The sequence below is a fragment of the Kitasatospora sp. NPDC001225 genome, assembly GCF_053597855.1.
Map to the genome: position 1 here is coordinate 60,058 of NZ_JBSFJC010000013.1, position 24,609 is coordinate 84,666.

A 24,609-nucleotide genomic window follows, 5' to 3' on the forward strand; every position below is an offset into this window, starting at 1 on the left:
TGCTCAGGTTGAACCGAGCGCCATCCCACTGCGAGGAGGGCACATCGACGGCACGGCATCGAAGACGGCCTCGATCGCCGCCCTCGTTGTGTCCTCCTCGTCCGGCCACAGGTGGGTATAGGTGTTGAGCGTGATCGGCGGCTTGGCGTGGCCGAGCCGCTTCTGCACCGTCTTGACGCTCTCCTGGTGCTTAATCAGCACCGAGGCGTAGAAGTGCCGGAGGTCGTGCATCGTCGCGTCGTCCGGCACCTGGCGGAGCGTCGGCTCCGCACCATCCGGCCGGCCGCGGCGCTCCCAGCTATTGAACGCAACCTCGTGCTGCTTCAGGAGGGCCTTGTCGGCGACCCGCCCGAGGTTCTCCCAGACCGACGCCCAGGCCGCACGGCGGATCGCCTCGCCGCGCTCGTTAGTGAAGACGGGCAGCGCCTTCCGGCGCTTCCACTTGGAAGGGCCGGGGTCGGTGCGGAGGGGTGGCGATGAACTGTGTCGGCATCGGCAAGATCATCGCCAGCGGGCTGTTCGACGAGGTCGCCGTCCCGCCCGCCCCCGGGGACTCGGGCACCGCGATCGGTGCCGCAGCCGCCGTCCACCTCGACCGGCACGGTGACCTCCCCGCCGGGCTGGCCCGCGCCTGCTACCTCGGCCCGTCCTTCTCCGGCCTGGAGCTGCCCGCCGAGCCAAGGCCCGGAATGGCCGCACGCCGCCTGGACGACGTGGCCGCCTTCGCGGCCCGCGAGCTGGCCGAGGGCACGATCATCGGCCTGTTCCAGGGCGGCGTGGAGGCCGGGCCCCGGGCGCTCGGGCACCGCTCGATCCTCGCCTCCCCGCTACGGCCCGGCGTCGCCGACCGGCTCAACTCCACCGTGAAGTTCCGCGAACCGTTCCGCCCGTTCGCCCCGGTCGTCCTGGCCGACAAGGCCGCCGACTACTTCACCCTCGGCCAGGAAGCGCCGTTCATGTCGATGGCCTCCCCGGTCACCGACCTGGCCCGCCAGACGATCCCGGCGATCGTCCACACCAACGGCACCGCGCGGGTGCAGACCCTCACCCCCAGGGGCAACCCGCTCCTCGCCAGCATCCTGACCGCCTTCGCCGAACTCACCGGCGTGCCCGTGCTGATCAACACCTCCCTGAACATCAAGGGCAAGCCGATCTGCGGCACCCCGGAGATGGCGCTGGACTGCCTCGCCGAATCCGGCCTGGACGCGCTCCTCATCGAGGACTGGTGGGTGACCAAGGCATGAGGATCGGCTACAGCTGCTGGGGCTTCCTCGGCTCCGGCGTCACCGACACCCCCGACGGCGGACGCAGCCACCGCCGCACCCTGGTGGACGGCCTCATCGCCGCCGGCCACGAGATCGTCTTCCTCCAGGCCAACCGGGACCTGACCGAGGCCGGCACCGACCTCACCGCCACCTACCGGTGGGACGACGGCCTGCCCGAGATCGACGCCCTGTTCCTGGAATGGCGCTGGCCCATCCCCGGCCGCAACACCACGGCGTGCGGCAGCGACGGGCACACCTGCGACCTGCACCGGCAGCAGGAACTCCTCGACCACTACACCCACCGGCACGACGTCCGCACGGTCCTGTGGGACAAGGACCGGCAGCTGCCCGCCGACGACCCGCTGCGGAGCGTCGGGCACGTCCAGGTGTGCGAACCGGCCCTCCATCCGTCACCCGGAGCCGTGAGCCTGCTCTTCCCGGTCGCCGACGACGCCCTCGACCAGGCCCACCCGGGCGCGCTCGCGGCCCACGGGCGCCTGCTGCCGCTGGTCTACATCGGCAACCAGTACGACCGCGACGCCGCCTTCGGCGAGTACTTCGCCCCGGCCGCCGCCCAACTGCCGCACCGGGTGACCGGGAAGTGGAGCGACACGGCGCGCCGGCCGGAGGTGAACTTCACCGGCCGCATCCCCTTCGACGAGGTCGCCCCGCTCTACCGCTCCGCGGTGGCCACCGTGCTCCTCGCGCCCGACCGGTACGCGCGGAACGGCCAGTTCACCCAGCGCCTCTTCGAGTCCGTCCTCGCCGGCTGCCTGCCGCTGGCCCCGCACACCCTGCGTGCCGCGGAACTGGTCGTGCCGCGCGAGCTGATCGTCACCGGCGCCGCCGACGTCGTGGCCACCGTCACCCCGCTCACCCGGATCGCGGGCAGCCAGGCCCACGTCGACCTGATCGCCCGCTGCATCGACCACCTCGACCCGTTCCGCCTCACCCGCCAGCTCCGCACCCTCACCGCCGCGCTGGCCGGCACCGCCATCCCGCCCCTGCTGATCGAAGGAGCCCGCGCATGACCCAGGCCGCCGCACCCGTCCTCCCCGGCATCCAGCGGGTCGAAAAGCTCTACCTGGAGCTGCTGTTCCGCTGCAACTTCTCCTGCACCACCTGCTACCACGGCGAGGACCTCAAGCGCCCCGACACCGTCACCGTCGACCAGGCCACCGCCGCCCTCACCTACTTCGCCGACCACTACGACACCCACTGGGTGTGCCTGCTCGGCGGCGAACCCCTCCTGTTCGAGGGCCTGCCCACCGTCCTGGCCGCCGCCAAGTCCCTCGGCTACCGCACCGAGATCTGCACCAACGGCTACAAGCGCCGGGCCTTCCTCACCCAGGCCGCCGAACACCTGGACATGCTCCGCGTCTCCCTGGACGGAGGCACCACCGAGGCCCACGACCGCATCCGCCGCCCCGGCTCCTTCGCCGCCGCCTTCGACACCCTCGCCTGGGCCCACGGCCGCACGCTCCCCTTCGGCGCCACCTGCACGCTCACCGGCGAGAACATCACCACCATCCCAGCCCTCGCCGAGCGCCTGCGCGACCTCGGCGCCCGCGACCTGATGCTCCACCGCGTCCGCCTGGTCGGCAACGCCGCCGACAGCGGCATCACGCCCGTCACCTGGGACCAGACCCAGTACCTCCACGAACAGCTGACCGGCATGGACCTGGGCGGCATGAAGGTCAACACCGACATCCTGCTGCCCGAGCGCTGCCCGCCGCCCAGCGACGTCATCGAGAAGCTGGAGATCTCGCCCGACGGGCGCGTCTACCTGTCGTGCGCCGAGGTCGCCGGCCCCGGCCGTGAGGTCCGCTACGACTTCGACCGGGCCACCCTGGTCACCGTCGACGCCGCGTGACCAGCGCGAAGCGTCCCGGGCCGGGCACCGGCTCGGGACGCACCCCGGGTGGACCGAAGCGACCACCGTCCGGCCCGTCGCGCGGCTCGGTAGCCTGTAGCGACATGGACAGGATCGCCATCATCGGCTGCGGCGGCAGCGGCAAGACCACCCTCGGACGCCAGCTCGCCGACAAGATCAACGCCCCCGTCACCCACCTCGACGGCGTCTACTACGACTCCGACTGGAAGACCCTGCCGCCCGAGAAGTTCGCCGCCATCCAGGAGGAGCTGGTCGCCGAACCGCGCTGGGTGATCGACGGGAACTTCGCCTCCACCCTCCCCATCCGCCTCAAGCGGGCCGACACCGTCGTCTTCCTCGACATCCCCCCGATCGTGTGCCTGTGGGGCATCCTCCAGCGCCGCCGCCGCTACCGCGGCGGCCAGCACACCGAGCAGGGCGTCTTCGACCGCATCCACTGGGGCTTCATCCGCTACATCCTCGGCTACCGCCGCCAGATGCGGCCCAAGGTCCGCGCGCTGATCACCGAGCACGCCGGCCACGCCCGCGTCGTCACCCTCACCAGCCGCCGGGCCGCCCGCCGGTTCGTCGCCACCGTGCCCCGGCAGACATGACCTGACCCACTTCGCACCGGGAAGGCTCCACCTGTCCATGACCGCCAACCCGTTCCTCGACGCTGCCCGCGTCCGCCACGACCTGTACGCCGACGCGGGCCGCATCACCCAGCGCACCAGCGCCCTGGCCCGCGCCAAGACCGCAGGCCCCCACCCCGCCACCGTCATCGCCGACCTCGCCGCCAGCGGCCTGCGCGGCACCGTCCTCGACATCGGGTGCGGACGCGGCACCACCACCGTCGCCCTCGCCGAACGGCTCACCCCGCCCCGCCTCATCGCCTTCGACCAGTCCGCCGCACTCCTCGCCGAAGCCGAGAGCAGGCTCGCCGGCCACACGGGCGTGAAGATCATGCGAGGCGACTTCCACGCCATCGCCCTGCCCAACTCCTCGGTGGCGGTGGCCACGGCCGCCTTCTGCCTCTACCACTCGCCCAGGCCCGCTGCGGTGGTCGCGGAGATCGCCCGCTGTCTGGCGCCCGGCGGCCTGTCGATCACGGTCACCAAGTCCGCCGACAGCTACCGAGCCCTGGACGAGGTGATCGCCGCCAGCGGCCTGGACCCCGAGGCCGCGAGCCGGCCGAGCCTGTACGAGACCTTCCACAGTCACAACCAGGCCGACATCGTGGCCACCTGCCTCGACGTCCAGCAGGTGATCCACCACGAACACCGCTTCCGCTTCACCGACGCCGACCACATCGCCGCCTATGCGGCCACCAACCCCAAGTACCAACTCCCGCATGACCCCGCCGAGATCGCCCGACGGCTGCGGGACACCGTCGGCGACGGACCGCTGGAGACCACCTCCACCGTCACCTACGTCGTGGCCGTCCGCCGATGAGGACCTTCACCAAGACCTACACGGACCCCCAGCTCCAGCAGCGCACCCTGGCCCACTACCGGTGGATCGCCCGCATCAACCCCGACGTGCGTATCTCCGAAGTCGTCCAAGTCCGCCCCACCACCATCGACTTCGAGCACCTCGACGGCCACCACGGCACTACCGACGACCTCGTGGCCCTGGCCGGCCTCCTCGGCCACCAGCACACCACCGCGCACACCCGCGACCTGCACGCCGCCCGCCTGGACGCGCCCCACACCAGCGGCGACGTCACCATCGCCAGCTTCGCGGACAGCCGTCGCGAACGCCTCCACCGGCTCCTGGGCACCGGCACCGTACCGGGCCCGATCCTGACCCGGGAGGCGATCGACGGCTGGCTGGAGCGGGCCGCCACGATGCCCGCCGCCTTCTACAAGGACGCCGACCCGCGCAACTTCCTCATCACCAACACCAGGGTCGCCGTCATCGACTTCGACTCCCTCACCCTCGCGCCCTTCGGCTACGACCTCGCCAAGATCGTCGTCACCACCGCCATGACCACCGGCCCACTACCCGAAGGCACCATCCGCCAGGCCGTAGCCGCCTACAACCGCCATCCCGGGCAACACGGTCTTCCCGGATGCTCCTGGCGCGAGTTCGCCGCGTGGTGCGAGTTCCACCACATCCTCACCACGCCCTACCACGGCACCAACGGCTACCAGTTCAGCTGGCACGCGATCAGGCCTGCCTGGACCACCGACATCCTCCAGCACTTCGACAAGGAGTGGATACCGTGACGAACACCAGCGTGATGAACAGCCGCAACACGGTCTGCGTGATCGTTCACGACAAGGACACCGACACGATCGCCGCCTTGCTTTACGCCGCCCGCAACTGGTCTCCGCACCCCGCCTGGACCGTCCCCGGCGGCAAGGCCGAGCCCGGCGAACCCCTCGACGAGGCCGCCGCCCGCGAACTCAAGGAGGAGACCGGCCTGATCGTCGACCCGGCCGACCTCGAACTCGTCCACGTCATCCACGTCGAACAGGGCTGGGACCGGGCCGGCCAGTTCGTCCTCTTCGTCTTCGCCACCGACAAGTGGACCGGCAACCTCACCAACACCGAACCCGACAAGCACCTCACCGCCCAGTGGATCCCCGCGGACCGCCTCCCCGAGCCCGCATTTCCCACGGCCGCACAGGCGCTCACCGCCTACCGCGCCGGCGGTCCCGTATTCTCGCGCTACGGCTGGGCGCCGACAGCGGCGTGACGACACGGCTGGGTGGGCTCGTCGAGGGGTTTCTCGACGAGCCCACCCAGCCATGCCCGCCGAGAAACTGGCCCCCGAGCAGGACCGCTACCACTTCATCCGTCGGCACCCGGCGACCACCTCGGTCCGCTGGCTACAGTCGTCACCATGAGCGACTCCCAGCCCCACGAGGTCGTAGCCCAGCCCTGCACCGCCGCCGGGGTGCTCTTCTTCGACGAGGACGACCGCATCCTCCTCGTCAAGCCGACCTACAAGCCCGGCTGGGAGATTCCCGGCGGCTACCTGCAGCCGGAGAGACCCCGAGCGAGGGCGCGGCCCGGGAGGTCAAGGAGGAGCTCGGCATCACTCCGCCGATCAGCCGCCTGCTCGTCGCCGACTGGGCGCCCCACCCCACCGAGGGCGACAAGCTCCTCTTCGTCCTCGACGGAGGCATCCTCTCGGTCGGCGAGCTCGCACGCATCACCGTCGACCAAGTGGAGATCGGCGAGTACGCCTTCCGCACCACCGACCAGCTTGATGCACTCCTCATCCCACGCCTCGCCCGCCGCGTCCACGCCGCCTGCGCCGCCAGGACGAAGTCTGAGACCGTCTACCTGGAACACGGCGAGACCCGCCCGTAGGTTCGGTGTCACGCACGGCGACGCGAAGCCCACGCATGCCTGACGGCGCCTCCTAGCTCAAGATCGCCGACCCTTGAGGCCACGGCCTGGCAGGTCCCGCTTGGTATGCGTCCACCACCGCGAGCACCGTCGGCAGCTCCACGAGTTCGAAGTACTCGCGCCCACGCACCGCCTCCTTGCCCTGGAGCCGGAGGGCCTTTATTGCCGCCCTCTCCAGCATGGGCGCGTCTTCCCCGGGAAGCCCTGTCATGAGCCTAAGGACACGGGTGAAGCCTGCGGCGGCATGCGTCCTAAGCCGTGGCCGAGGGTCCCCGGACGTGATGCCGAACTTAACTTGCCCAACTGTGTTGTTCGTGACCACGTAGAAGGCGTCCCATGCCTGACCGGCACAGAACCGGCAGATCCCTTGCCCTTGCTGGACACCTGCGGGGCGAACTCTGGTGAGATGCCCGTGAGCGCACTGCAGCAAGTGGGGCTCCTGGCTGCCCTGCCAAGAGGCTTCCAGGACTTTACCGCCGAGGTCTGCCACCATCGTGGTGAAGTTTCGCCAGGCTGTGGCCGGGTCCTTCCCCGCGCAGGCCCGGCAGATGGTGTGGCCCTGCTGAATGTCGTTCGGCCGTGGTGACGTGAGATGGCCCTCCGGACAGCGGATGAGGTGGGGAGTGTTGACTCCCGCCCAGGCGCTATAAAGGCACGTCCCACCGAAAGCCTCGACCCTCGCCCGGAAGCCCCTCTCAGCCTCAGCGGGATCGAGTCCGGCGCAAATGCGGCAGATGCCCTTGCCCTTGCCTGCCCCACTGGGCCAGACCCGGATCACGTGGCCGCCCCGGCAGCGCACCCGGTGCGGCACGTCCGAGCCTTGCCAGGAGTCTTCCAAGACCTCGGCCCCTAAGCCCGCCATCCGCTCAAGGAAGCTCTGCCAGGCCGCTCCCGGCGCTCCCCCGGAGCAGGTGAAGCACATACCCTGGCCGTTCTTCAGCGAGCTCGGCCTGGGATTGCACGCATGCCCTTTGGGACACCGGCAACGGTGAGGGGTCAGTGCCCCCTGCCAAATCTCCTCCTCCACTGTCCCACCAAGCATCTGAACCATCTGCCTGAACTCGTCAAGCATCAGCCGGGCGCGTTCCTGCTTGTTGCAGAGCACACATATTCCTTGCATCTGCAGCAGGTTGGTCGGCCGGACGGCAGTGTCGTGACCGGCGGAACATCGAATGCGGTAACTGCGTTTCGTCCCGCTCCAGGTGTCGAGCACCTGGCCGCCGTTGTCAGCGACCTTCTCCGCGAAGCTCCGCTGAATCACCCCAACCGGCTTGGGACACTCTCTACATAGAGCACTACCCTGCTGTATGGAGTTCGGGACGATCACGAACACGTGCTGCCGCGCACAGCGCACGCGATGCTTCGCCGCAGAGCCAAGGTACGCCGGCTCGACCACCTCCCATCCGCGCGCGGCCACAAGCCGGTTGAACTCAGCCCAGGCACGGGCCTGGATCACCGCCATTCTCCGCACGGACCTACCCCCATCGCCCTGTGCGACCAGCAGATACCACGTCGCCGGATCGGCACTGGGTGGTTTTGGGATGGGTGACAGCTGAGATCGCAGGGAGCACGGGGCTCCCGAAGCCGAACCAGTGATGGTGTGCCACAAATGCCATGACGTGCAGTGTGGCGCACACCACCGACAATGCGGCCAGTAAGAGTGCGAGCAGCCCAGCCGAAGCCAGAGAAGCTCAATCAGGCTTCCCAGTGCGTAAGTTCGTCTCGGCCTCAGCCGCCGCCAGCCATCGAGCGCTCGATCGTGACCGAGCACACTGCTGATACGAGTATGGCACCGTCCCTCCAGCGTCCCCGCGAACTGGAAACCTGCGCGGCGCGTAACCGCCGAGCTGCGTCACCGGCAGGAGGACCGCAATCGTCGGTACAGCCGGGCAAGCCAACCAGCAGGATCTTCACCGAGGTGCTGCTGAAGGACCTTGCGGTCGCGTTCGCGGTTGTCGGCAATCTCGCGGGCGGTGTAGCGGCGGCTCCAGCGCACTGCGCCCTCACTGATCCAATAGTGGGAGCGGCAGGCCAGCCCCCAGTTCCCTATCGAGGGGAAGAGCGACACATTCTCACCGTCATAGGTGAGCGCCCACTGCGCTGGCGACAGGGGGGTCACGACCTCCTGCCCGCACCCGCATGCGCACAGGTGTCCGCAGGTGGTGTACGGGATCGAGACGTAGAGAACCCCAGACTCCATGACCGGCGGAAAGCTGTCGACGAACCGGGGACGCAGGAAGTGAACGGCGGTCACGGCAGGTCCTCGTTGGCGATCTCGTTGGTGATCAGCGAGAAGGTGGAGAACGTCTCACCGGTTGCGTCGGCATAGACGCCAAGGTGTCGCTTCCACCGCGCGACCGCGAGCACCGCGTTGAGGGCGTTCAAGTCGGCGGTTTGGATGTTCCGGCCGTAGTCGTCGCGCTCGGGGGCCGGGGCCGGGATCCGACCGCGAGCCTTGGCCCGGCGTCCCGGCAGGATGGTGGAGACCCGCAGCAAGCCCGTGAGCCGTCCGTCGACCTCCTCCACGCCCAGGCCGACATCGATGTACGGCACGTCCTGGGCATCCAGCCAGTCCATGATGGCCAGCTTGCTGAGCGCGTCATCCGAAGCCAAGAACACGAACGTCGCCCCGGCAAGCACGTTGAGGTTGTCCGCGTCGAGGTACTCCTCGCATACGGAGATGCCTCGGTGCATCTGGGAGTAGACACCCGCGAAGTAGGCGGCCTTGTTCGGGCGGCTGCGCAGCGTCTCCAAGGACGCTGCGCCGGGCGCCCGGAACGCGTTGTGATTGTCGAAGCAGTCGCCGTCGACGAGAAGGATCGAGTCGACCTCGGTCTTGGCGACCTGGTCAAGGATGTAACCTCCAGTGCCGCCGAGCCCCACGATCACGATTCGGTGGCCGCGGAAGCGTCGGTTGACCGCCGTGAGCCCCGCCCGCGAGGTGGCGGTGTCCCGGTAGACGAACGGCGAGTCGTCCTCGACCTCCTGCCAGGCCGCGCCTGGAGTGGCCGTGACCGTCCCGTCGACCGCCTGCGCTTGGTCGGCGATCATCCGCACATAGGCCGTCACCTTCGTGTACTGGTCGGGATACCCCACTGGCCCCGGCTTGGAGGAGAGCATGAAATCCGCCCGCATCTCCTCGGTGATCACCCGGACCTCGGGGTTGACCATCGGCAGCCTGCGGCCGTGCTCGTCACACGGCGCCGATCCCCCGAACCAGATCCGGTGGTCGGTGTCGGACACAACCCGGTCTCCGCTGATGGTTACCGGGTAGGTCAGGAAGCCGTACCGCACCTCCCGTGCCTCGGTGACGTACGGGATGCTCCTGACGACCAGGTGCCCGGCCTGCACCACGACGTCGTATCCGTCGTCGAGCAGGCGGGACAGGTCCGGGTCACGAACGAGAGGTGCGGAGGACATCGAAGACCATCCCGTTCTTCACGTTCACGCTGTGGCCGGCGGTGAGGCTTCCGGCGCCGTGCCCGTCGTGGCCACGGCTGTACCGGACGGTGTAGGTGTCCTGGTCGGTCGGTGGCTGGCCCGGGTAGGCGAGCTCGACGACCTGCTCGAAGGTGATGGTCTTCCCGTTCCAGGGGTGCGAGCGGGTGTTGACGATGATCGTGATGGACGGGTGTCCGTGGTCGGACTGAGGCATCAGAAACTCCTGTGGCGCGTGTCGAAGCAGGCCACATCCGCGCCAGATGTCGACCAGTGCTCGAAATATCGAGCACTGCTACTCTAGCAGATGTGATCGACAAGTCGAGCAGTGTGGGACATCAGGGGCGACAGCGATGAGCGAGAACCCGAGCGTGGACGTAAAGGCGCTGCATGCGGCACTGGATGCCTCACGAGCAAGCAGAGACCTCTCGTGGAGGCAGCTCGCCAAGGAGATCGGGGTTTCTGCTTCGACGATCTCGCGTATGGCCAACGGCCTGAAACCCGACGTGACGGCGTTCGCAGCGATGACAACCTGGCTGCGGATGCCGGCAGAGTCGTTCTACGTGAACCCGGCGCAGCCAGATAGGCCGGAGCCAGAGCTAGTGGCATCGCTTGTCCCGCACCTGCGGGCACGCCGCGACCTCACCGAGCAGAACGTGGCCTACCTCGAGGAAGTTATCGCCGCCGCCGCCCGGCTCTTCCGGGCTGAGCGTGAGGCCGAGGGCCGCTGAATGCGGTGGACCCAAGCGCTGATGCGCGAACTGGCGCTGGAGGAGCGGGACGAACTCGGTCTTGGACCTACCGACCGCTTCGACCCGTACGAGCTCGCGGACGCCCACGGCATCCGCGTCTACAGCCTGGGCCAGTTGCGCGGAGTGGGCGGCCTCGGCATCGAGGCGCATGGCCACTTCACTCTGGACGAGTCCTCGTCCTGGTCGGCCGCGCTGGTTCCTCTGGGCCCGGCGCGCGTCATCGTCGAGAACGAATCACACGCACAGGTCCGCCGCCGGTCGAATATCGCCCACGAACTCGGCCATTTCCTGCTGGAACACCCCTTCGACAATGTGATCCTCGGGGAGGATCACAAGCGCCAGTTCAACGAGCAGCAGGAGAAGGAAGCTACCTTCATGGCCGGTGAGCTTCTGATCCCGCACGCCGCAGCGGAACGTATGGCTTTCCGCGGCTGGGACAACGCGCGCGTTGCTGAGGCTTACGAGGTGAGCACCCAGTTCGCCCAGATGCAGATGAAGGGGCAACGCGTGCGCGCACAGCGAGCCGCACAAAAGTTCGGCTTCGGCTCGCCCCCGCATCGCCCCTCACGCTGAACCTGCCCGAGCGGGAGGCGCAGGTCGTCCAGCCTGACCTCGACCTTTGCCACCAGCATCACCCCTCGGCCCGCAGAAGGTGCCCAAGCGCAAGTCTCCGTTGGCGCATGGCAGTGAAAACGGATGCGAAACGAGGGCACATCCAGGGCACATGCGGGCGGAAAACGGCGCTGACCGGTGAAAACTCCATGCAAGAGTTTTCCCAGGTCAGCACCATGATCGCCGCAAACTCGCAGGTCAGCGAGGCGGAAATGCAGTACGTGAACTACCGCTGACCCTCCGGTCGGCCGGTTCGACGGACGACGGCGCGGCCCTGCTCCCCGCTTCGGGGACGGGGCCGTTCGCGTCGGCGGGGCCGGGGCGGGCGGCGGGGCCGACGGGCGGTGGGGCGCGGGGGTCGGGTCAGCCGGCCGACTCCGCCCAGCCGGCGGTGCTGCGGTGCCGGCCCAGGCCGACCGACTCGAACTCGTCCGCCCGGCCCTCCTCGGTGCGCGCGCCGATCCGTCGCAGGACGTGGGAGATCGGGGTGCCGTCGGCCGGGGCGGGCTCGAACTCGCCGATGGTGAGCGGGCCGAGGGTGACCGCGCCGTCCGCCCAGACGGCGGCGCGCTGGGTGCCGCTGCCGCCGAAGTACTCGGCCTCGACGCAGGCGATCGGGCCGGCCTTCGACCAGGCGGCCAGCCGGAGTTCGAAGCCGTCCGAGTGCCAGCCGAACCCGGCCCCGCCGCGGGGCTTGCGCACGCTGCCGTCCCCCTGGAGCGCGGCGAGGACGGCGGAGGTGACCGGGATCATCGCCAGCCCCTGTGCCAAGGGCACCACCCGGGCCGCCGGAACCTCCGCGGCCGCCACCGTCAGCAGCTCCCGTGTTCCTATCAGCGCCTGGAGTTCATAGGACATGGCGGCCATGGTGTCCCACCGCACCGACAGTCGGCCCGGAATTTATGATTCCGTGCCCGGTCGGAGACCGTAGAGCAGGCTGCGGGGCCTTTGGAGCGGTCCGCGGCCGGTCCGCGGGGCCCGGATCGCGCCGTCGGCCGCGGCTCCTCCGGTCCTGCCGCCGGTCACCCGCTCGGGTGCTCGCGGCATGCGGCGGCCGCGGCGCCCCGGTGGACTGGCCGGGTACGGCCTCTCTTCCCGACCCCTCCCCCGGCTCCCGCGCGGTCGGGCGCTCCCGGCCGGGGCCGTACGGAGGAGGACCGCATGCATGCGCCGGACAGACCCCCGCCGAGCCGGACGGCCGCCGCCGCACCGGCCCTGGCGCTCCGCGGGCCGGCCCGCACCCTGCTCGGCCTCGTCCCGGCGCTGGTGCTCCGGCTGTCGGCAGGAGCGATCGCACCGACCCCGCCGATCGCACCGGCAGGACCGGCAGGACCAACAGGACCGGCAGGACCGGCCTCCGCCGGGGGCCGCGGCGGCCCCCGGCGGGGAGCGCCGGACCCGCCGGCGCCGCGCCGGCTCGCCGGGGCTCCCCCGAGGGCTTCACCAACTCCTCCCGGAAGTGATGGAGTTGACGCGACGGAGGCTCAGCAGAGCCCGTCCGGCCCCAGAGGAGGAACCGCCGTGCCCCGCCCCTTCACCGTGCAGGACCACACCGACCGGATGACCCGTGCCACCGCCGAGGCGACCGCCGCCGGACTGGCCGGCCTGGTCGTCGCCCCCGGCCCCGACCTGGCCTACCTGTGCGGCTACTCGCCCACCGCGATCACCGAGCGGCTGACCGCCCTCGTGCTCGCGGCCGGACGCGAACCCACCCTGGTGGTGCCCAAGTTGGAGCGTCCGGACGCCGAGAAGGCGGTCGGCGCCCCGGCCGTCCGGCTGCTCGACTGGTCCGACGGCGAGGATCCGTTCGCCACCGCGGGCCCGCTGCTCGACCCGGCCGGCCGGTACGGCGTCTCCGACAACACCTGGGCCCTGCACCTGCTCGGCTTCCAGGCCGCGCTGCCCGGCGTCTCCTTCACCTCGCTCACCGACAGCCTGCCGATGCTGCGCGCCATCAAGGACACCGAGGAGCTGGAGCGGCTGGCCTCGGCCGGCGGCGCGGCGGACGCCGCCTACCGAGGCATCCTGGAGGTCCCCTTCGCCGGCCGCCGGGAGACCGACGTGGCCGCCGACCTCGGCGCGCTGCTCATCCAGTACGGGCACAGCCAGGTCGACTTCACCGTGGTCGGCTCCGGCCCGAACGGTGCCGACCCGCACCACGAGGCCGGTGAGCGGGTCATCCGTACGGGTGACACGGTGGTGCTGGACTTCGGCGGTCTCAAGGACGGCTACGGCTCCGACACCACCCGGACCGTGCACGTCGGCCCGGACGTCCCGGACGAGGTGCGGACGGTGCACGAGCTGGTCCGGCTGGCCCAGCAGACCGCCTTCGAGGCGGTCCGGCCCGGTGTCAGCTGCCAGGAGATCGACCGGATCGCCCGCCGGGTGATCACCGAGGGCGGGTACGGCGAGTACTTCATCCACCGCACCGGCCACGGCATCGGCACCACCACGCACGAACCTCCGTACCTGGTCGAGGGCGAGGAGCGGCCGCTGGTGCCCGGCATGTGCTTCTCCATCGAGCCCGGGATCTACCTGCCCGGCCGGTTCGGGGTGCGGATCGAGGACATCGTCACCGTCACCCCGGCCGGCGGCCGCCGCTTCAACAACACCCCGCACGAGCTGGGCATCGTGGCCTGAGGCCGCCGGACGGTGCCGGAAGGCGCCCGACGGTGTCCGCAGGTGCCCGAGGGCGCCTTCCGGTGCCTGACCGTGTGTCGAACCGGGTGACGACCGGGTCGGACGTTCTTACGATCCGGTCATATTTCACCCAGAGACCTCCAAGTTTGGGTTGCTAGTTTCAGTGCGCATGACCAAGACCCTCTCCCCGGCCCCGCACGACGTGCGGGCCGGGCAGCCGCGCCCGGTGCCTCCGCCCCGCCCCCGCGTGACGGGCTGGTCGAGACTCCGATGGCTGGCCTGGCCGCTCTACCTGACGTGCCTCCTCTGGTTCCTGCGCACCGAGGGCATCCCCGCGGCCAACGACGTGCTGTTCCTCTGGCTGATCGCCGCCCTGCTGACCGGCGCCGTGCACAGCGGACACGGCCCCCGCGGCTTCCTCCTGGTCCTGCGCGACTGGGTCCCGGTGATGGCCGTGGTGTGGACGTACTCGCTGCTGCGCGGCTACGGCGCGCACACCCCGTGGGCCCCGCACTGGCTGCCGCAGCTGCGCTTCGACGAGGTGCTCGGCTTCGGCGAGACCTGGACCGTCCGGCTCCAGCACGCCCTCTACACCGCCGGCTCGCCGCACTGGTACGACTACGCCGCGGTGGCCGTCTACCTCTCGCACTTCTTCGTCGTCTTCCTGCTGCTCGCGGTGCTCTGGCGGCGCGCCCACCAGCGCTTCCGCCAACTGCTCGCCGCCTACCTGACGCTCACCTTCGCGGGCTTCGCCACCTACCTCCTCTACCCGGCCGACCCGCCGTGGCTGGTCGCCCAGGAGGGCAACCTGCCGCACCTGTCCCGGGTGGTCTGGGAGGTCATCTCGGTGAGCGGGCTGCCGCAGGCCGACTCGCTGCTGGAGAACGGCAGCCAGTTCGCCAACGACGTCGCCGCGATGCCCTCGCTGCACTCCGCCTACCCGGCGATGCTGCTGTTCTTCTTCTGGCCCACCGCCAAGCGCTGGCTGCGGGCGGTGCTGGTCGCCTACCCGCTCGCGATGACCTTCACCCTGGTGTACGGCGCGGAGCACTTCATCATCGACGTCTTCGTCGGCTGGGCGTACGCGGCCGCGGTGGTGTTCGGCCTGCGCCGGCTGCGCGACCGCCGGGCGGCCGGGGCCTCGGCCCGGCTCGCGGCCCCGGCCCCGGTCCGTACGGAGGCGACGGCCGAAGGCACGACCCAGGCCCAGGCCCAGGCCCGGGCGGAGGCGACGGCCGAGGACGCGACCGAGGCCCCGGCCGAGGGCACGGCCCGGACGGAGGCCCCCGCCAAGGGCACGGCAGACTTGGCCGGGTGAATCCGAGCGCACCGATGAAGCCCACCGCCGAGCAGCTGCTGGCCGCCAAGGACAGCACCATCCCGGACGTCTCCGGGCCCGGGCTGCGGGTGCTGTTCTGCGGCATCAACCCGGGCCTGTGGTCCGGCGCCACCGGCCACCACTTCGCCCGCCCGGGCAACCGCTTCTGGCCCGCCCTGCACCGCTCCGGCTTCACCGGGCGCCAGTACCGCCCGGACGAGCAGCGGGAGTTGCTCGCGCTCGGGCTGGGCATCACCAACGTCGCCCCGCGCGCCACCGCCAAGGCGGACGAGCTGACCACCGAGGAGCTGCGCGAGGGCGGCGCCGCGCTGCGCGAGCGGGTGCTGCGGCTGCGCCCGCGCGCCCTGGCCGTGCTCGGCATCGGCGCCTACCGGACGGCCTTCGGGCAGCGCCGGGCCCCGCTCGGGCGGCAGCCGGAGGGCATCGGCGACACCGAGGTGTGGGTGCTGCCGAACCCCAGCGGCCTCAACGCCCACTACACCCTGGACGGGCTGGCCGAGGAGTTCCGCAGGCTCCGGGAGGCCGTCGGGGGCTGAGCGGCCGCCGGGGCCGGGGCCTCTTCCGGAGCCCCGGCCGGTGCCGAAGGACGCGCCGCCGCCGAGGGCCGGGCCGCCACCAGCCCGGCGGGCAGCGGCAGTTCGCGCAGTTCCCGGATCAGCGCCCGGACGGCGGCCGTCCCGGCCAGCTCGGGCGTGGTGACGTACCCGACGGAGCGGCTGGGCGGCCGCGGCCCGAGGTCGGTGACGGCGAGGCCGGCCGGGGCGCCGAGCAGGGCGGTCCGGGGCATGATCGCCATGCCGAGGCCCTGGGCGACCAGCGAGACGGCCACCGTGTCGTCCTCCACATCCACGGTCGCGGGCGGGATCCAGTCCTGCCGCTGCCACCAGTCCCGGGTGTACGAGCCGCAGTTCTCGTCCCAGTCGACCAGCGGGAGTTCGCGCGGCGCCGGGTGGCCCTGCGGGTGCGCGAGCGCGTACGACTCCTCGTACAGCCGCACCGCGACCAGGCCCGGGACGGGCGGCGGGCCGCTCGCGTCGAGCGTTGCCAGCCCGAGGTCGGCGCGCCCGTCGGCGACCTCCCCGGCGCTGCCCCGGCCGAGCTCCCGGACGATCCGGACGCGTGTGCCGAGCCCGGGGTGGCGCTCGGCGAGCCGGGCCAGGACGGGTGGCAGCAGGTGGGCGGCGGCGCTGCGGAAGGCGGCGATCCGCAGGGTGCCGGTCAGTGGCCCGTCCGCTGCCGGGCCGCGCACCTCGGGGCCCATCGCGTCCAGCAGCCGCAGGATCCGGCGGGCGTACGCCACCGCCCGCGCGCCGCCCTCGGTGGGGCGTGCGCCGTGGCGCCCGCGGTCGAAGAGCACCGTGCCCAGCTTCCGCTCGCAGGCGCGGACGGCGTGCGAGACGGCGGACTGGGTGGTGCCCAGGCGTGCGGCGGCCGCCGTGAAGCTCCGCTCCTCCTCGACGGCGACCAGGGTCCGCAGCTCGTGCGGGGCGAGATCGGTCATGCGCCCGAATCTAATCCGCGGGCCCGCGATCCATCGATCCCGCTCATGGACCGGCCCGTTCCATCGACCGCCGCCCCTGCCCGGCCGCTCCCGCGCTTCCTACGGTGATCACGTCCCGCCAAGCCCCCCGCGCACCTGGAGCAGCCCCGATGTCCCGTCCCACCACCCGCGCCGTCCACCTGGTCGCCCGCCCCGACGGCGCGCCGACCGCCGCGGACTTCGCCTTCGTCGACGAGACCGTCCCGGCCCTCGCGGCGGGCGAGGCCCTCGTCGAGAACCTCTACCAGTCCGTCGACCCGTACATGCGCGAGGAGATGGAGGAGGGCGGCTGGGCGCTGCACGCCCCGCTGGAGGGGCGCACCCTCGGCCGGGTGGTGGAGTCCCGGGCCGACGCCCTGCCGGTCGGGGCGCTGGTCCAGCACCGCCAGGCCTGGCGCACCCTCTCGGTGGTCACCGCCGAACGGGCCAGCCTGCTCCCCGACCTCCCCGGCGTCCCGCTCAGCGCCCACCTGTCGGTGCTCGGCGGCACCGGCCTGTCCGCCTGGGTCGCGCTGACCAGGATCGCCCGGCTCCAGCCCGGCGAGACGCTCTTCGTCTCGGCGGCCGCGGGCGGCGTCGGCACCGCCGCCGGACAGCTCGCCCGCCTGCTCGGCGCCGGCCGGATCGTCGGCAGCACCGGCTCCGCCGCCAAGGCCGCCCGCCTCACCGAGCGGCTCGGCTTCGACGCCGCCTTCGACTACCACGACGGCCCGATCGCGGACCGGCTGCGCGAGGCCGCGCCGGAGGGGCTGCACGTCTACCTGGACAACGTCGGCGGCGACCACCTGGAGGCCGCCATCGGCGCCCTGCGCGAGCGCGGCCGGATCGCCTGGTGCGGCGCGGTCGCCCAGTACAACCGGCTCGGGAACCCGCCGGCCGCCCCGCGCAACCTGTTCGACGTGGTCGGGAAGAGCCTGCGGCTGGAGGGCTTCCTGGTCCGCGACCACCTCGACGCCCGGCCGGAGCTGTACGACTTCCTCGTCCCGCACCTGCGCTCGGGCGCCGTCGTCCCGGACGAGACGGTCGTGGACGGCTTCGACCGGGTGGTGGACGCCTTCCTCGGCATGCTGCGCGGCGAGAACACCGGCAAGATGCTGGTCCGGATCGCCGACTGACCACCCCGTGCCCCGCCCCACTCAGCCCACCCCGGCGGCACTCACCCGGGCAGTGGCAGCACGGCCAGGTCGAGCGCGGCGAGCCGGGCCGGGTCGGCCACCACCTCGTAGCCGGCCACCCGGCCGTCCGCGACCGCCATCCGCAGCACCAGCCGCAGCCGCCCGTCCGGGGCGATCAGGATCCCGGGCACCCCGTCCACCAGGGCCACCGCGCCGTAGCGGGCCCGGCGGCCGAAGACCGTGGTCTCCCGGGCGACGGCCTGCGCGCCCCGGGCCACCAGGGCGCGGCCCGGTGGCAGCGCCGCCGGATCGGCCCGGCGCACCACGTCCGGCGCCAGGACGGCCAGCAGGTCGGCCAGGTCCCCGCCCCGGGCGGCGGCCAGGAAGGCCTCCACCACCCGCCGGTGCCCGGCCAGCGGCTCCGGGGGCAGCGCGGCCGTCCCCCGGACCCGCTGCCGGGCCCGGCTGGCCAGCTTCTTCGCGGCCACCGGGGTCCGCCCGACGATCGGCGCGATCTGGTCGAAGGGCACCGCGAAGCTGTCGTGCAGCACGAAGGCGACCCGCTCGGCCGGGCCCAGCCGGTCCAGCACCACGAGCAGCGCCCGGCCCACCGACTCGACCAGCAGCGCCTCCCGCTCCGGCTCCGGGCCGCCGCCCGCCGCCTCCGGCAGCGCCTCGTCGGCCGGCTCCTCGCGGCGCGCGGCACGGGCCCGCAGCAGGTCCAGGCAGATCCGGGAGACCACCGTGGTCAGCCAGCCGGGCAGGTTGTCGATCTCCGCCGGACCGGTGCGGACCAGCCGCAGCCAGGCCTCCTGCACGGCGTCCTCGGCCTCGCCGGTCGAGCCGAGCATCCGCTGGGCGATCGCCCGCAGCCGGCCGCGCTCGGCCTCGAAGCGCTCCTCCGGCGCCTCGGCCCGCCGCCCCGGGGCCGCCGCCGCCCCGGCCGCCGCTCCCGACATCGCGTCCCGGTCCATCGGTCACCTTTCCTCGGCGCGGCCCGTCACCGCTATGACGATCCGTCCCCCTCCGAGGTGACCGGGAGACCACCATGACCTCCACCACGCTGCTCCACCTGGACTCCAGCATCAGCCCGTCCGGCTCGGTCAGCCGCGCCCTGACCGCCCGCTTCGCCGACGCCTGGCACGCCCGGCACGGCACCGCCGACCGGGACCGGTACCGGTACCGCGACCTCGCCGCCGACCCGGTGCCCCCGGTGCGCGCCGCCTACGACGCCCTCGGCCGCCGCACCGAGCGCAAGGGGATACTCCCGCTGGACGACATCGGCCGCCTCGCCGAAGGGCCGGACGAGGCGCACGAGTGGACGCTCAGCCGCCCGCTGATCGAGGAGCTGCGGGCCGCCGGCACCCTGCTGGTCGGCAGCCCGATGTACAACTACACCGTCTCGGCCGGCCTCAAGGCGTGGATCGACCGGGTCACCTTCCCCGGCGTCCACCACGACCCGGAGACCGGCGAGCCGCTGCTGCGCGACACCCGCGTGGTGGTCGTCGCCGTCCGCGGCGGCGGCTACGCGCCGGGCACCCCGCGCGCCCACTGCGACTTCCAGGTCCCGTACCTGCGGGCGTACTTCGACCGGATCGGGGTCGCGCCGGAGCACCTGCACGTGGTCACCGCCGAGCTCACCAGGGCCGCGGACGTCCCGGCGCTGAACGCCCTCCAGCCGCTCGCCGCCGAGTCGCTGGCGGCGGCCGAGGCCGCCCTCGACGAGCTGGCCGCGACGCTCTGAGCCGCCCTGACAGGGCCTGGCCGGGCGGCGGCCGCTACAGCGGGGTGACGGCCTTGAGCACCACCAGCAGGGCCACGGCGGCGTTGAGCGCGCACAGCGCCGACGCCGCCGTGCCGATCGCCGCGACCATCGCCGCCAGGCCCGCCGGGGTCTTGGCCGGCGGCCAGTTGCGGGAGGTCGGCACCGGGCCGAGCAGCGCGGCGACCCGGCGCGGCACCGGGCCGGCCGAGGCCGCCGCCGAGGCCGGGGTGGCGAAGGCCGCGAAGCCGGGCGCCGGGGCGGCGTGCGAGACCAGCGCCGCCCGGGCCACCGCCCGCGCGGTGATCCGGCGGTCCCCCACGGCCTGCGCCGACTCCTCGTCCGCCCACCGCTCCGCGCTGAACGCCACCGCGTGCTGCAGCGGCCGCAGGAACGGGTTGACGCAGGCGGCGAGCTGGGTGGTCAGCAGGTACCGGTGGTGCCGGTGGCGCAGGTGCGCCCGCTCGTGCGCGAGCAGCGCCTCGCGCTCGTCGGCGGCCAGGCCGGCCAGCATCCCGGTGGAGACCACCACCCGGCCGGGCGAGCCGGGCAGCGCGTAGGCGTACGGGCTGTGGTCCGGCAGCACCGCGAGGTCGCCGGACTCCCCCGGCTCCGCGGGCAGCCCGCTCAGCGCCCGGCGGGCCCGGTTCCGCACCCGCAGGTGCCGGACGACCGTCCGGGCGCAGGCCAGGACCACCAGGGCCAGCAGCCACATCGCGGCCGTGCCGACCGTCTCGTGGTACGGCAGCGCGGCCCGTACCTCCGGGTCGGACCAGCTGTCCGGCAGCGGGTTGCCGGGGATCTGCGCGGTGCCGACCACGCCGATCAGCCCGAGGCAGAGCACGCTGCACACCGCCATCACCGCGCTGATCACGGTCATCAGCCGGGCCGCGCCGCGCGGATGCAGGTGCTGCTCGGTCAGGCGCGCGATCGGGACCGCGGTGAGCGGCAGGACGAGCGGGAGGAAGACGAAGAAGCCCACGGGTCAGCTCTCACGGTCGGGCGCCGCCGGATCGGCGGACGCGGCGTCCAGCAGCGCCCGCAGCAGTTCCTCGTCGTGCGGCAGCAGCGCGCTGACGAAGCTGGCCAGGACCGCGTCCCGGTCGGCCTCCCCGTCGAGCATCCGGCGCATCCGCAGCGCGGCCAGCCCGGCGGCGTCCGCGGAGGCCTGCCACAGGTAGGAACGGCCGGCGCGGGTCCGGGTCACGGCGTTCTTGGCGTGCAGCCGGGACAGGATGGTCATCACGGTGGTGTACGCCAGGTCGCCCTCCAGGCGTTCCTGGACCCACCCCGCGGCGGCCGGGCCGGGTGCCTGCTGGAGCACCGCGAGCACCTGCGCCTCCAGCTCGCCCTGGCCTCGTCGTCGGGGCGGCGCGTCCCCGGCCGTCGGGGCGTGCCTCTGGTCTGCCATGACGGCCCACTCCCTCCGGATGCCGCGCCCGGACCGGCGGGCGCGGGTTCATCCTAACGAGCGCGGGGCCGCGCCGATCCGGTCGGAGCGAGGGTTCGGGGGCGTACGGCGCCGCCTTCGGCGGCTCCTGGGCGGGCCTCTCCCGATCAGGCGCACCCGCGTCCCGTCCGCCGGGTCAGCTCCGGGCCCGCTGGGTCACCGCGATGCAGACCAGCACCACCACCGCGGTGACCGGCGCCGCGGCCGGCAGGTGCTCGCCGAGCAGCAGCACCGACCAGACCAGGGTCAGCAGCGGCTGCGCGAGCTGGAGCTGGCTGGCCCTCGGGACCCCGATCGCGGCCATCCCCCGGTACCAGAGCACGAGCCCGCCGAGCTGCGAGACCGCCGCCGTGTACGCCAGCCCGGCCAGCGCCTTCGCCCCGAGCCGGACCGGCTCGGCGCCCAGCCCGAGCACGGCGGTCAGCAGCGTCGCGGGCAGCGCGACCAGCACCGCCCAGGCGATCACCTGCCCGCCCGGCAGGTCCCGGGAGAGCCGCCCGCCCTCGGCGTACCCGGCGGCGCAGAGCAGCACCGCCACGAAGAGGTAGAGGTCCGCGGCGGTCGGCCGGCCGTGGCTCTGGACCAGGGTGAAGGCGAGCACCGCCGCGGCCCCGGCGAGCGCCGCCGCCCAGAACGCCCCGGACGGCCGGCGGCCGGTGCGCAGCGCCGAGACCACCGCCGTGGCCAGCGGCAGCACGCCGATGACCACCGCCGAGTGGGCGGTCGAGGAGGTGCGCAGGGCGAGCGTGGTGAGCAGCGGGAAGCCGAGGACGCAGCCGGCCGAGACCACCAGCAGCCCGGGCCACTGCCCCCGCCGCGGCGGCCGGGCGCGGACGGCCAGCAGGTAGAGCGCGGCCAGCACAGCGGCCAGGACGCCGCGCAGACCGGTCGCGGTCCACGGGCCGAAGCCGGTCAGGGCCCACGCGGTGGCGGGGAAGGTGAGCGAGAAGGAGGCCACCCCGAGGGCCGCGAGGGCGGTGCCGGAAGCGGGGGCCGGTCGAGGTGCTATCGCCTGCGGGCGGATAGCGCTATCTTGTGCCGTCATGAACGAGCGTAGCAGCGTGACCGAACTCGCCGACATCCTGCGGCGGGAAGTGGAGCGCTACCCGGAGGGGCGGAAACTGCCCGCCAGCCGGGCGCTGGTGGAACGCCACCAGGTCAGCCCGGTGACGGTCTCCCGGGCCATCGCGGTGCTCGTCGCCGAGGGGCTCGTGGTCTCCCGGCCGGGCGCCGGGGTGTTCCGGGCGGCCGCCTTCGCCGCTGCCCCGGCCGTCCCCGCCCCGCCGGCCGGCCGGACCGGCGACCTCTCCTGGCAGGAGATCGCGCTCAGCGCCGACTCCGGCCCGCGCGACCTGCTCGCCGCCCCGGTGTTCGACACCCTCCGGGTGCCCGCGCCCGACGTCATCGACCTCAACAGCGGCTACCCGCACGCCTCGCTGCTGCCCGAACGGCTGCTCGCCGCCGTCCTCGCCCGGGCCGGCCGGCGGCCGGGCGCCTGGGACCGCCCGCCCACCGACGGGCTGACCGAACTGCGCGGCTGGTTCGCCCGCGACATCGGCGGCCACGGCGGGCCGATCGGCGCCGGGGACGTCCTGATCACCGCCGGCGGGCAGAGCGGGCTGACCGTCGCCATGCGGGCGCTCGCCGCGCCCGGCTCGCCGGTGCTGGTGGAGTCGCCGACGTACTCGGGCATCCTGGCGGTCGTCCGGGCGGCCGGGCTGCGGCCCGTCCCGGTGCCGGTCGACGCCGACGGCGTGCGCACCGACCTGCTGGCGGAGGCCTTCGCGGCCACCCGGGCGCGGGTCTTCCTCTGCCAGCCGCTGTTCCAGAACCCCACCGGCGCGGTGCTGTCGCCCGTACGGCGGGAGGAGGTGCTGCGGATCTCCCGGGCGGCCGGGGCCTTCGTGGTCGAGGACGACTTCGCCCGACTGCTGGTCCACGCGGACGCCCCCGCGCTGCCGCGCCCGCTCGCCGCCGACGACCGGGACGGGGTCGTGGTGCACCTGCGCTCGCTGACCAAGGCGGCCTCCCCCAACCTGCGGGTCGGCGCCCTCACCGCGCGCGGCCCGGCGCTGGCCCGACTGCGGGCCACCCAGGTGGTGGACAGCTTCTTCGTGCCCCGGCCGCTCCAGGAGGCCACCCTGGAACTGGTCTCCGACCCCGCCTGGGCCCGCCACCTGCGCACCCTCGGCGCCGAACTGCGCGACCGCCGCACCGCCGCCGTCGCCGCCCTGCACCGTGAACTGCCCGGCGTCGTCGGCACCCACCGCCCCGGCGGGTACCACCTGTGGCTGCGCTTCCCGGACGGCGTCGACGACACCACCCTCGCCAGGGCCGCCCTGCGCGCCGGCGTCCAGCTCTCCCCCGGCCGCCCGTACCACCCCGCCGAGCCCCCGGCCCCCCACCTCCGGCTCAGCTACGCCGCCGCCGAGAGCTCCGCCCAGGTCGCCGAGGGCGTCCACCGGCTGCGGCTCGCGTACGAGGAGCTCGCGGACTGACGCCCCGGGGCGCTGCTAGACCCGCCCGCCCGCCATCCGCTCCAGGCGGGCGATCCGCTCGGCCATCGGCGGGTGGGTGGAGAAGAGCCGCGCACCGGCCTCGCCGGGCCGGAACGGGCTGGCGATCATCATGTGGCTCGCGGTCTGGAGCTGCGGCTCGGGCGGCAGGGGCAGCTGACGGGTGCCCGCGTCGAGCTTGCGCAGGGCGTTCGCGAGGGCGAGCGGGTCGCCGGTGATCCGGGCGCCGTCGGCGTCGGCCTGGTACTCGCGGGAACGGCTGACCGCCATCTGGATCAGCCCGGCCGCGAGCGGGCCGAGGATCATGATGGCGAGCATCCCGAACAGCCCCGGGCCGTCGTCGTCGTCGCTGCGCCCGAACGGCACCAGCCAGGCGAAGTTCACCAGGAACATCACCACCGAGGCGAGCGCCCCGGCCACCGAGGAGATCAGGATGTCCCGGTTGTAGACGTGGCTCAGCTCGTGCCCGAGCACGCCCCGCAGCTCGCGTTCGTCCAGGATCCCCAGGATGCCCTCGGTGCAGCAGACCGCCGCGTTGCGCGGGTTGCGGCCGGTGGCGAAGGCGTTCGGGGCCGGGGTCGGGGAGATGTAGAGGCGGGGCATCGGCTGGCGGGCGGAGGTGGAGAGCTCGCGGACGATCCGGTACAGCCCGGGTGCCTCGAACTCGCTGACCGGCCGGGCCCGCATGGCCCGCAGCGCGAGCTTGTCGCTGTTCCAGTAGGCGTAGGCGTTGGTCCCGAGGGCGACCAGCAGGGCGATCACGAAGCCGGTGCGGCCGAAGAGGCCGCCGATCACCAGGATCAGCGCGGAGAGGCCTCCGAGCAGGACGGCGGTCCTCAGTCCGTTGTGCCGGCTGTGCACGTCAGGCCCTCCAATGGTGCGGTGGGGAAGCCCTTTCTGCCTCGTCCCTCTTGCCCGGTCAACGGGTGGGGCCGGGGACCTTGTTC

General features: G+C 72.7%; 28 protein-coding genes and 2 pseudogenes. 18 read left to right on the plus strand and 12 right to left on the minus strand.

From position 1 onward, the window contains the following. Window positions 1-3: 3 nt before the first annotated feature. Window positions 4-423 (minus strand): tyrosine-type recombinase/integrase, encoded by a 420-nt coding sequence (locus ACWDCZ_RS06875; RefSeq protein ID WP_449815415.1) that lies wholly within the window; start codon window positions 421-423, stop codon window positions 4-6. Between the two features lie 41 nt (window positions 424-464). Here ACWDCZ_RS06875 and ACWDCZ_RS06880 point away from each other — a divergent pair. The 9 genes and pseudogenes from ACWDCZ_RS06880 to ACWDCZ_RS06920 all read left to right on the plus strand — a co-directional run. After that, window positions 465-1,244: pseudogene (locus ACWDCZ_RS06880) on the plus strand (carbamoyltransferase C-terminal domain-containing protein); the annotation flags it as partial. Beyond that, on the plus strand, window positions 1,241-2,296 hold the full coding sequence (locus tag ACWDCZ_RS06885) for a hypothetical protein (RefSeq protein WP_449815393.1): 1,056 nt from the start codon (window positions 1,241-1,243) through the stop codon (window positions 2,294-2,296). The pseudogene ACWDCZ_RS06880 and the gene ACWDCZ_RS06885, both read left to right, overlap by 4 nt. Further along, complete coding sequence (locus tag ACWDCZ_RS06890; RefSeq protein WP_449815394.1) at window positions 2,293-3,138, plus strand: radical SAM protein; 846 nt, start codon at window positions 2,293-2,295, stop codon at window positions 3,136-3,138. The genes ACWDCZ_RS06885 and ACWDCZ_RS06890 overlap by 4 nt, the downstream gene beginning before the upstream one ends. Before the next feature lie 104 nt (window positions 3,139-3,242). Then, entirely contained in the window at window positions 3,243-3,752 is a 510-nt protein-coding gene (locus ACWDCZ_RS06895) for a topology modulation protein (RefSeq protein ID WP_449815395.1), read from the plus strand. A gap of 37 nt (window positions 3,753-3,789) precedes the next feature. Further along, window positions 3,790-4,590: a class I SAM-dependent methyltransferase gene (locus ACWDCZ_RS06900; protein ID WP_449815396.1), complete on the plus strand. Its 801-nt coding sequence runs from the start codon at window positions 3,790-3,792 to the stop codon at window positions 4,588-4,590. Further along, a complete protein-coding gene (locus ACWDCZ_RS06905) occupies window positions 4,587-5,366 on the plus strand; it encodes a phosphotransferase (RefSeq protein ID WP_449815397.1) in 780 nt (259 codons plus the stop codon). The genes ACWDCZ_RS06900 and ACWDCZ_RS06905 overlap by 4 nt, the downstream gene beginning before the upstream one ends. Continuing rightward, a complete protein-coding gene (locus tag ACWDCZ_RS06910) occupies window positions 5,363-5,839 on the plus strand; it encodes an NUDIX domain-containing protein (protein ID WP_449815398.1) in 477 nt (158 codons plus the stop codon). The genes ACWDCZ_RS06905 and ACWDCZ_RS06910 overlap by 4 nt, the downstream gene beginning before the upstream one ends. Then, a pseudogene (locus ACWDCZ_RS06915) lies at window positions 5,836-6,213 on the plus strand (NUDIX domain-containing protein); the annotation flags it as partial. The gene ACWDCZ_RS06910 and the pseudogene ACWDCZ_RS06915, both read left to right, overlap by 4 nt. Before the next feature lie 99 nt (window positions 6,214-6,312). Next, window positions 6,313-6,459 (plus strand): hypothetical protein, encoded by a 147-nt coding sequence (locus ACWDCZ_RS06920; protein ID WP_449815418.1) that lies wholly within the window; start codon window positions 6,313-6,315, stop codon window positions 6,457-6,459. Window positions 6,460-6,511: 52 nt separating this feature from the next. Here the strand turns inward: ACWDCZ_RS06920 and ACWDCZ_RS06925 are convergent, their stop codons facing one another. From ACWDCZ_RS06925 to ACWDCZ_RS06940, 4 genes are all read right to left on the minus strand, one after another. Beyond that, window positions 6,512-7,960: a hypothetical protein gene (locus ACWDCZ_RS06925; RefSeq protein ID WP_449815399.1), complete on the minus strand. Its 1,449-nt coding sequence runs from the start codon at window positions 7,958-7,960 to the stop codon at window positions 6,512-6,514. Between the two features lie 390 nt (window positions 7,961-8,350). Beyond that, window positions 8,351-8,752: a DUF6527 family protein gene (locus ACWDCZ_RS06930; protein WP_449815400.1), complete on the minus strand. Its 402-nt coding sequence runs from the start codon at window positions 8,750-8,752 to the stop codon at window positions 8,351-8,353. After that, the gene (locus tag ACWDCZ_RS06935) at window positions 8,749-9,918 is read right to left on the minus strand and encodes a ThiF family adenylyltransferase (protein ID WP_449815401.1); all 1,170 of its coding nucleotides are present in this window, start codon (window positions 9,916-9,918) and stop codon (window positions 8,749-8,751) included. The genes ACWDCZ_RS06930 and ACWDCZ_RS06935 overlap by 4 nt, the downstream gene beginning before the upstream one ends. Next, the gene (locus tag ACWDCZ_RS06940) at window positions 9,893-10,153 is read right to left on the minus strand and encodes a multiubiquitin domain-containing protein (RefSeq protein WP_449815403.1); all 261 of its coding nucleotides are present in this window, start codon (window positions 10,151-10,153) and stop codon (window positions 9,893-9,895) included. Before ACWDCZ_RS06940 ends, ACWDCZ_RS06935 begins: the two co-directional genes overlap by 26 nt. Before the next feature lie 136 nt (window positions 10,154-10,289). On the opposite strand from ACWDCZ_RS06940, the gene ACWDCZ_RS06945 reads away from it, so the two are divergent. From ACWDCZ_RS06945 to ACWDCZ_RS06955, 3 genes are all read left to right on the plus strand, one after another. Further along, window positions 10,290-10,667: a helix-turn-helix domain-containing protein gene (locus ACWDCZ_RS06945; protein ID WP_449815404.1), complete on the plus strand. Its 378-nt coding sequence runs from the start codon at window positions 10,290-10,292 to the stop codon at window positions 10,665-10,667. 21 nt (window positions 10,668-10,688) lie between these two features. Beyond that, the gene (locus ACWDCZ_RS06950; RefSeq protein WP_449815405.1) at window positions 10,689-11,261 is read left to right on the plus strand and encodes an ImmA/IrrE family metallo-endopeptidase; all 573 of its coding nucleotides are present in this window, start codon (window positions 10,689-10,691) and stop codon (window positions 11,259-11,261) included. Between the two features lie 107 nt (window positions 11,262-11,368). Then, window positions 11,369-11,536 (plus strand): hypothetical protein, encoded by a 168-nt coding sequence (locus ACWDCZ_RS06955; RefSeq protein ID WP_449815406.1) that lies wholly within the window; start codon window positions 11,369-11,371, stop codon window positions 11,534-11,536. Between the two features lie 127 nt (window positions 11,537-11,663). On the opposite strand, the gene ACWDCZ_RS06960 is transcribed toward ACWDCZ_RS06955, so the two are convergent. After that, a complete protein-coding gene (locus tag ACWDCZ_RS06960; protein WP_074004049.1) occupies window positions 11,664-12,158 on the minus strand; it encodes a hypothetical protein in 495 nt (164 codons plus the stop codon). Window positions 12,159-12,860: 702 nt separating this feature from the next. Between ACWDCZ_RS06960 and ACWDCZ_RS06965 the strand changes: the two genes are divergently transcribed. The 3 genes from ACWDCZ_RS06965 (at window position 12,861) to mug (ending at window position 15,815) form a co-directional block, all read left to right on the plus strand. Next, a complete protein-coding gene (locus ACWDCZ_RS06965) occupies window positions 12,861-13,940 on the plus strand; it encodes a M24 family metallopeptidase (protein WP_449815416.1) in 1,080 nt (359 codons plus the stop codon). 169 nt (window positions 13,941-14,109) lie between these two features. Then, on the plus strand, window positions 14,110-15,258 hold the full coding sequence (locus ACWDCZ_RS06970) for a phosphatase PAP2 family protein (RefSeq protein ID WP_387822814.1): 1,149 nt from the start codon (window positions 14,110-14,112) through the stop codon (window positions 15,256-15,258). A gap of 14 nt (window positions 15,259-15,272) precedes the next feature. Next, window positions 15,273-15,815, plus strand: a complete 543-nt coding sequence (gene mug / locus ACWDCZ_RS06975; protein WP_049652089.1) for a G/U mismatch-specific DNA glycosylase — start codon at window positions 15,273-15,275, stop codon at window positions 15,813-15,815. Here mug and ACWDCZ_RS06980 read toward each other — a convergent pair. Then, window positions 15,755-16,780 (minus strand): LysR family transcriptional regulator, encoded by a 1,026-nt coding sequence (locus tag ACWDCZ_RS06980; RefSeq protein ID WP_449815407.1) that lies wholly within the window; start codon window positions 16,778-16,780, stop codon window positions 15,755-15,757. The two genes, mug and ACWDCZ_RS06980, sit on opposite strands and share 61 nt — an antisense overlap. A 149-nt stretch (window positions 16,781-16,929) precedes the next feature. Here ACWDCZ_RS06980 and ACWDCZ_RS06985 point away from each other — a divergent pair, with 149 nt between their 5' ends. Beyond that, entirely contained in the window at window positions 16,930-17,934 is a 1,005-nt protein-coding gene (locus ACWDCZ_RS06985) for an NADP-dependent oxidoreductase (RefSeq protein WP_449815408.1), read from the plus strand. A gap of 41 nt (window positions 17,935-17,975) precedes the next feature. On the opposite strand, the gene ACWDCZ_RS06990 is transcribed toward ACWDCZ_RS06985, so the two are convergent. Continuing rightward, entirely contained in the window at window positions 17,976-18,893 is a 918-nt protein-coding gene (locus ACWDCZ_RS06990; protein WP_449815417.1) for a sigma-70 family RNA polymerase sigma factor, read from the minus strand. A gap of 89 nt (window positions 18,894-18,982) precedes the next feature. Between ACWDCZ_RS06990 and ACWDCZ_RS06995 the strand changes: the two genes are divergently transcribed. Further along, window positions 18,983-19,678 (plus strand): NAD(P)H-dependent oxidoreductase, encoded by a 696-nt coding sequence (locus ACWDCZ_RS06995; protein ID WP_449815409.1) that lies wholly within the window; start codon window positions 18,983-18,985, stop codon window positions 19,676-19,678. Between the two features lie 34 nt (window positions 19,679-19,712). On the opposite strand, the gene ACWDCZ_RS07000 is transcribed toward ACWDCZ_RS06995, so the two are convergent. From ACWDCZ_RS07000 to ACWDCZ_RS07010, 3 genes are all read right to left on the minus strand, one after another. Beyond that, on the minus strand, window positions 19,713-20,678 hold the full coding sequence (locus ACWDCZ_RS07000) for a M48 family metalloprotease (RefSeq protein WP_449815410.1): 966 nt from the start codon (window positions 20,676-20,678) through the stop codon (window positions 19,713-19,715). 3 nt (window positions 20,679-20,681) lie between these two features. After that, window positions 20,682-21,107, minus strand: coding sequence for a BlaI/MecI/CopY family transcriptional regulator (locus ACWDCZ_RS07005; protein WP_049656591.1), 426 nt, complete (start codon window positions 21,105-21,107; stop codon window positions 20,682-20,684). Between the two features lie 175 nt (window positions 21,108-21,282). Then, a complete protein-coding gene (locus tag ACWDCZ_RS07010; protein ID WP_388044897.1) occupies window positions 21,283-22,191 on the minus strand; it encodes a DMT family transporter in 909 nt (302 codons plus the stop codon). Here ACWDCZ_RS07010 and ACWDCZ_RS07015 point away from each other — a divergent pair. Further along, window positions 22,190-23,644: an aminotransferase-like domain-containing protein gene (locus ACWDCZ_RS07015; protein ID WP_049656596.1), complete on the plus strand. Its 1,455-nt coding sequence runs from the start codon at window positions 22,190-22,192 to the stop codon at window positions 23,642-23,644. The two genes, ACWDCZ_RS07010 and ACWDCZ_RS07015, sit on opposite strands and share 2 nt — an antisense overlap. Before the next feature lie 15 nt (window positions 23,645-23,659). Here ACWDCZ_RS07015 and htpX read toward each other — a convergent pair whose 3' ends face one another. After that, a complete protein-coding gene (htpX, locus tag ACWDCZ_RS07020; RefSeq protein WP_117488274.1) occupies window positions 23,660-24,523 on the minus strand; it encodes a zinc metalloprotease HtpX in 864 nt (287 codons plus the stop codon). Between the last annotated feature and the right edge of the window lie 86 nt (window positions 24,524-24,609).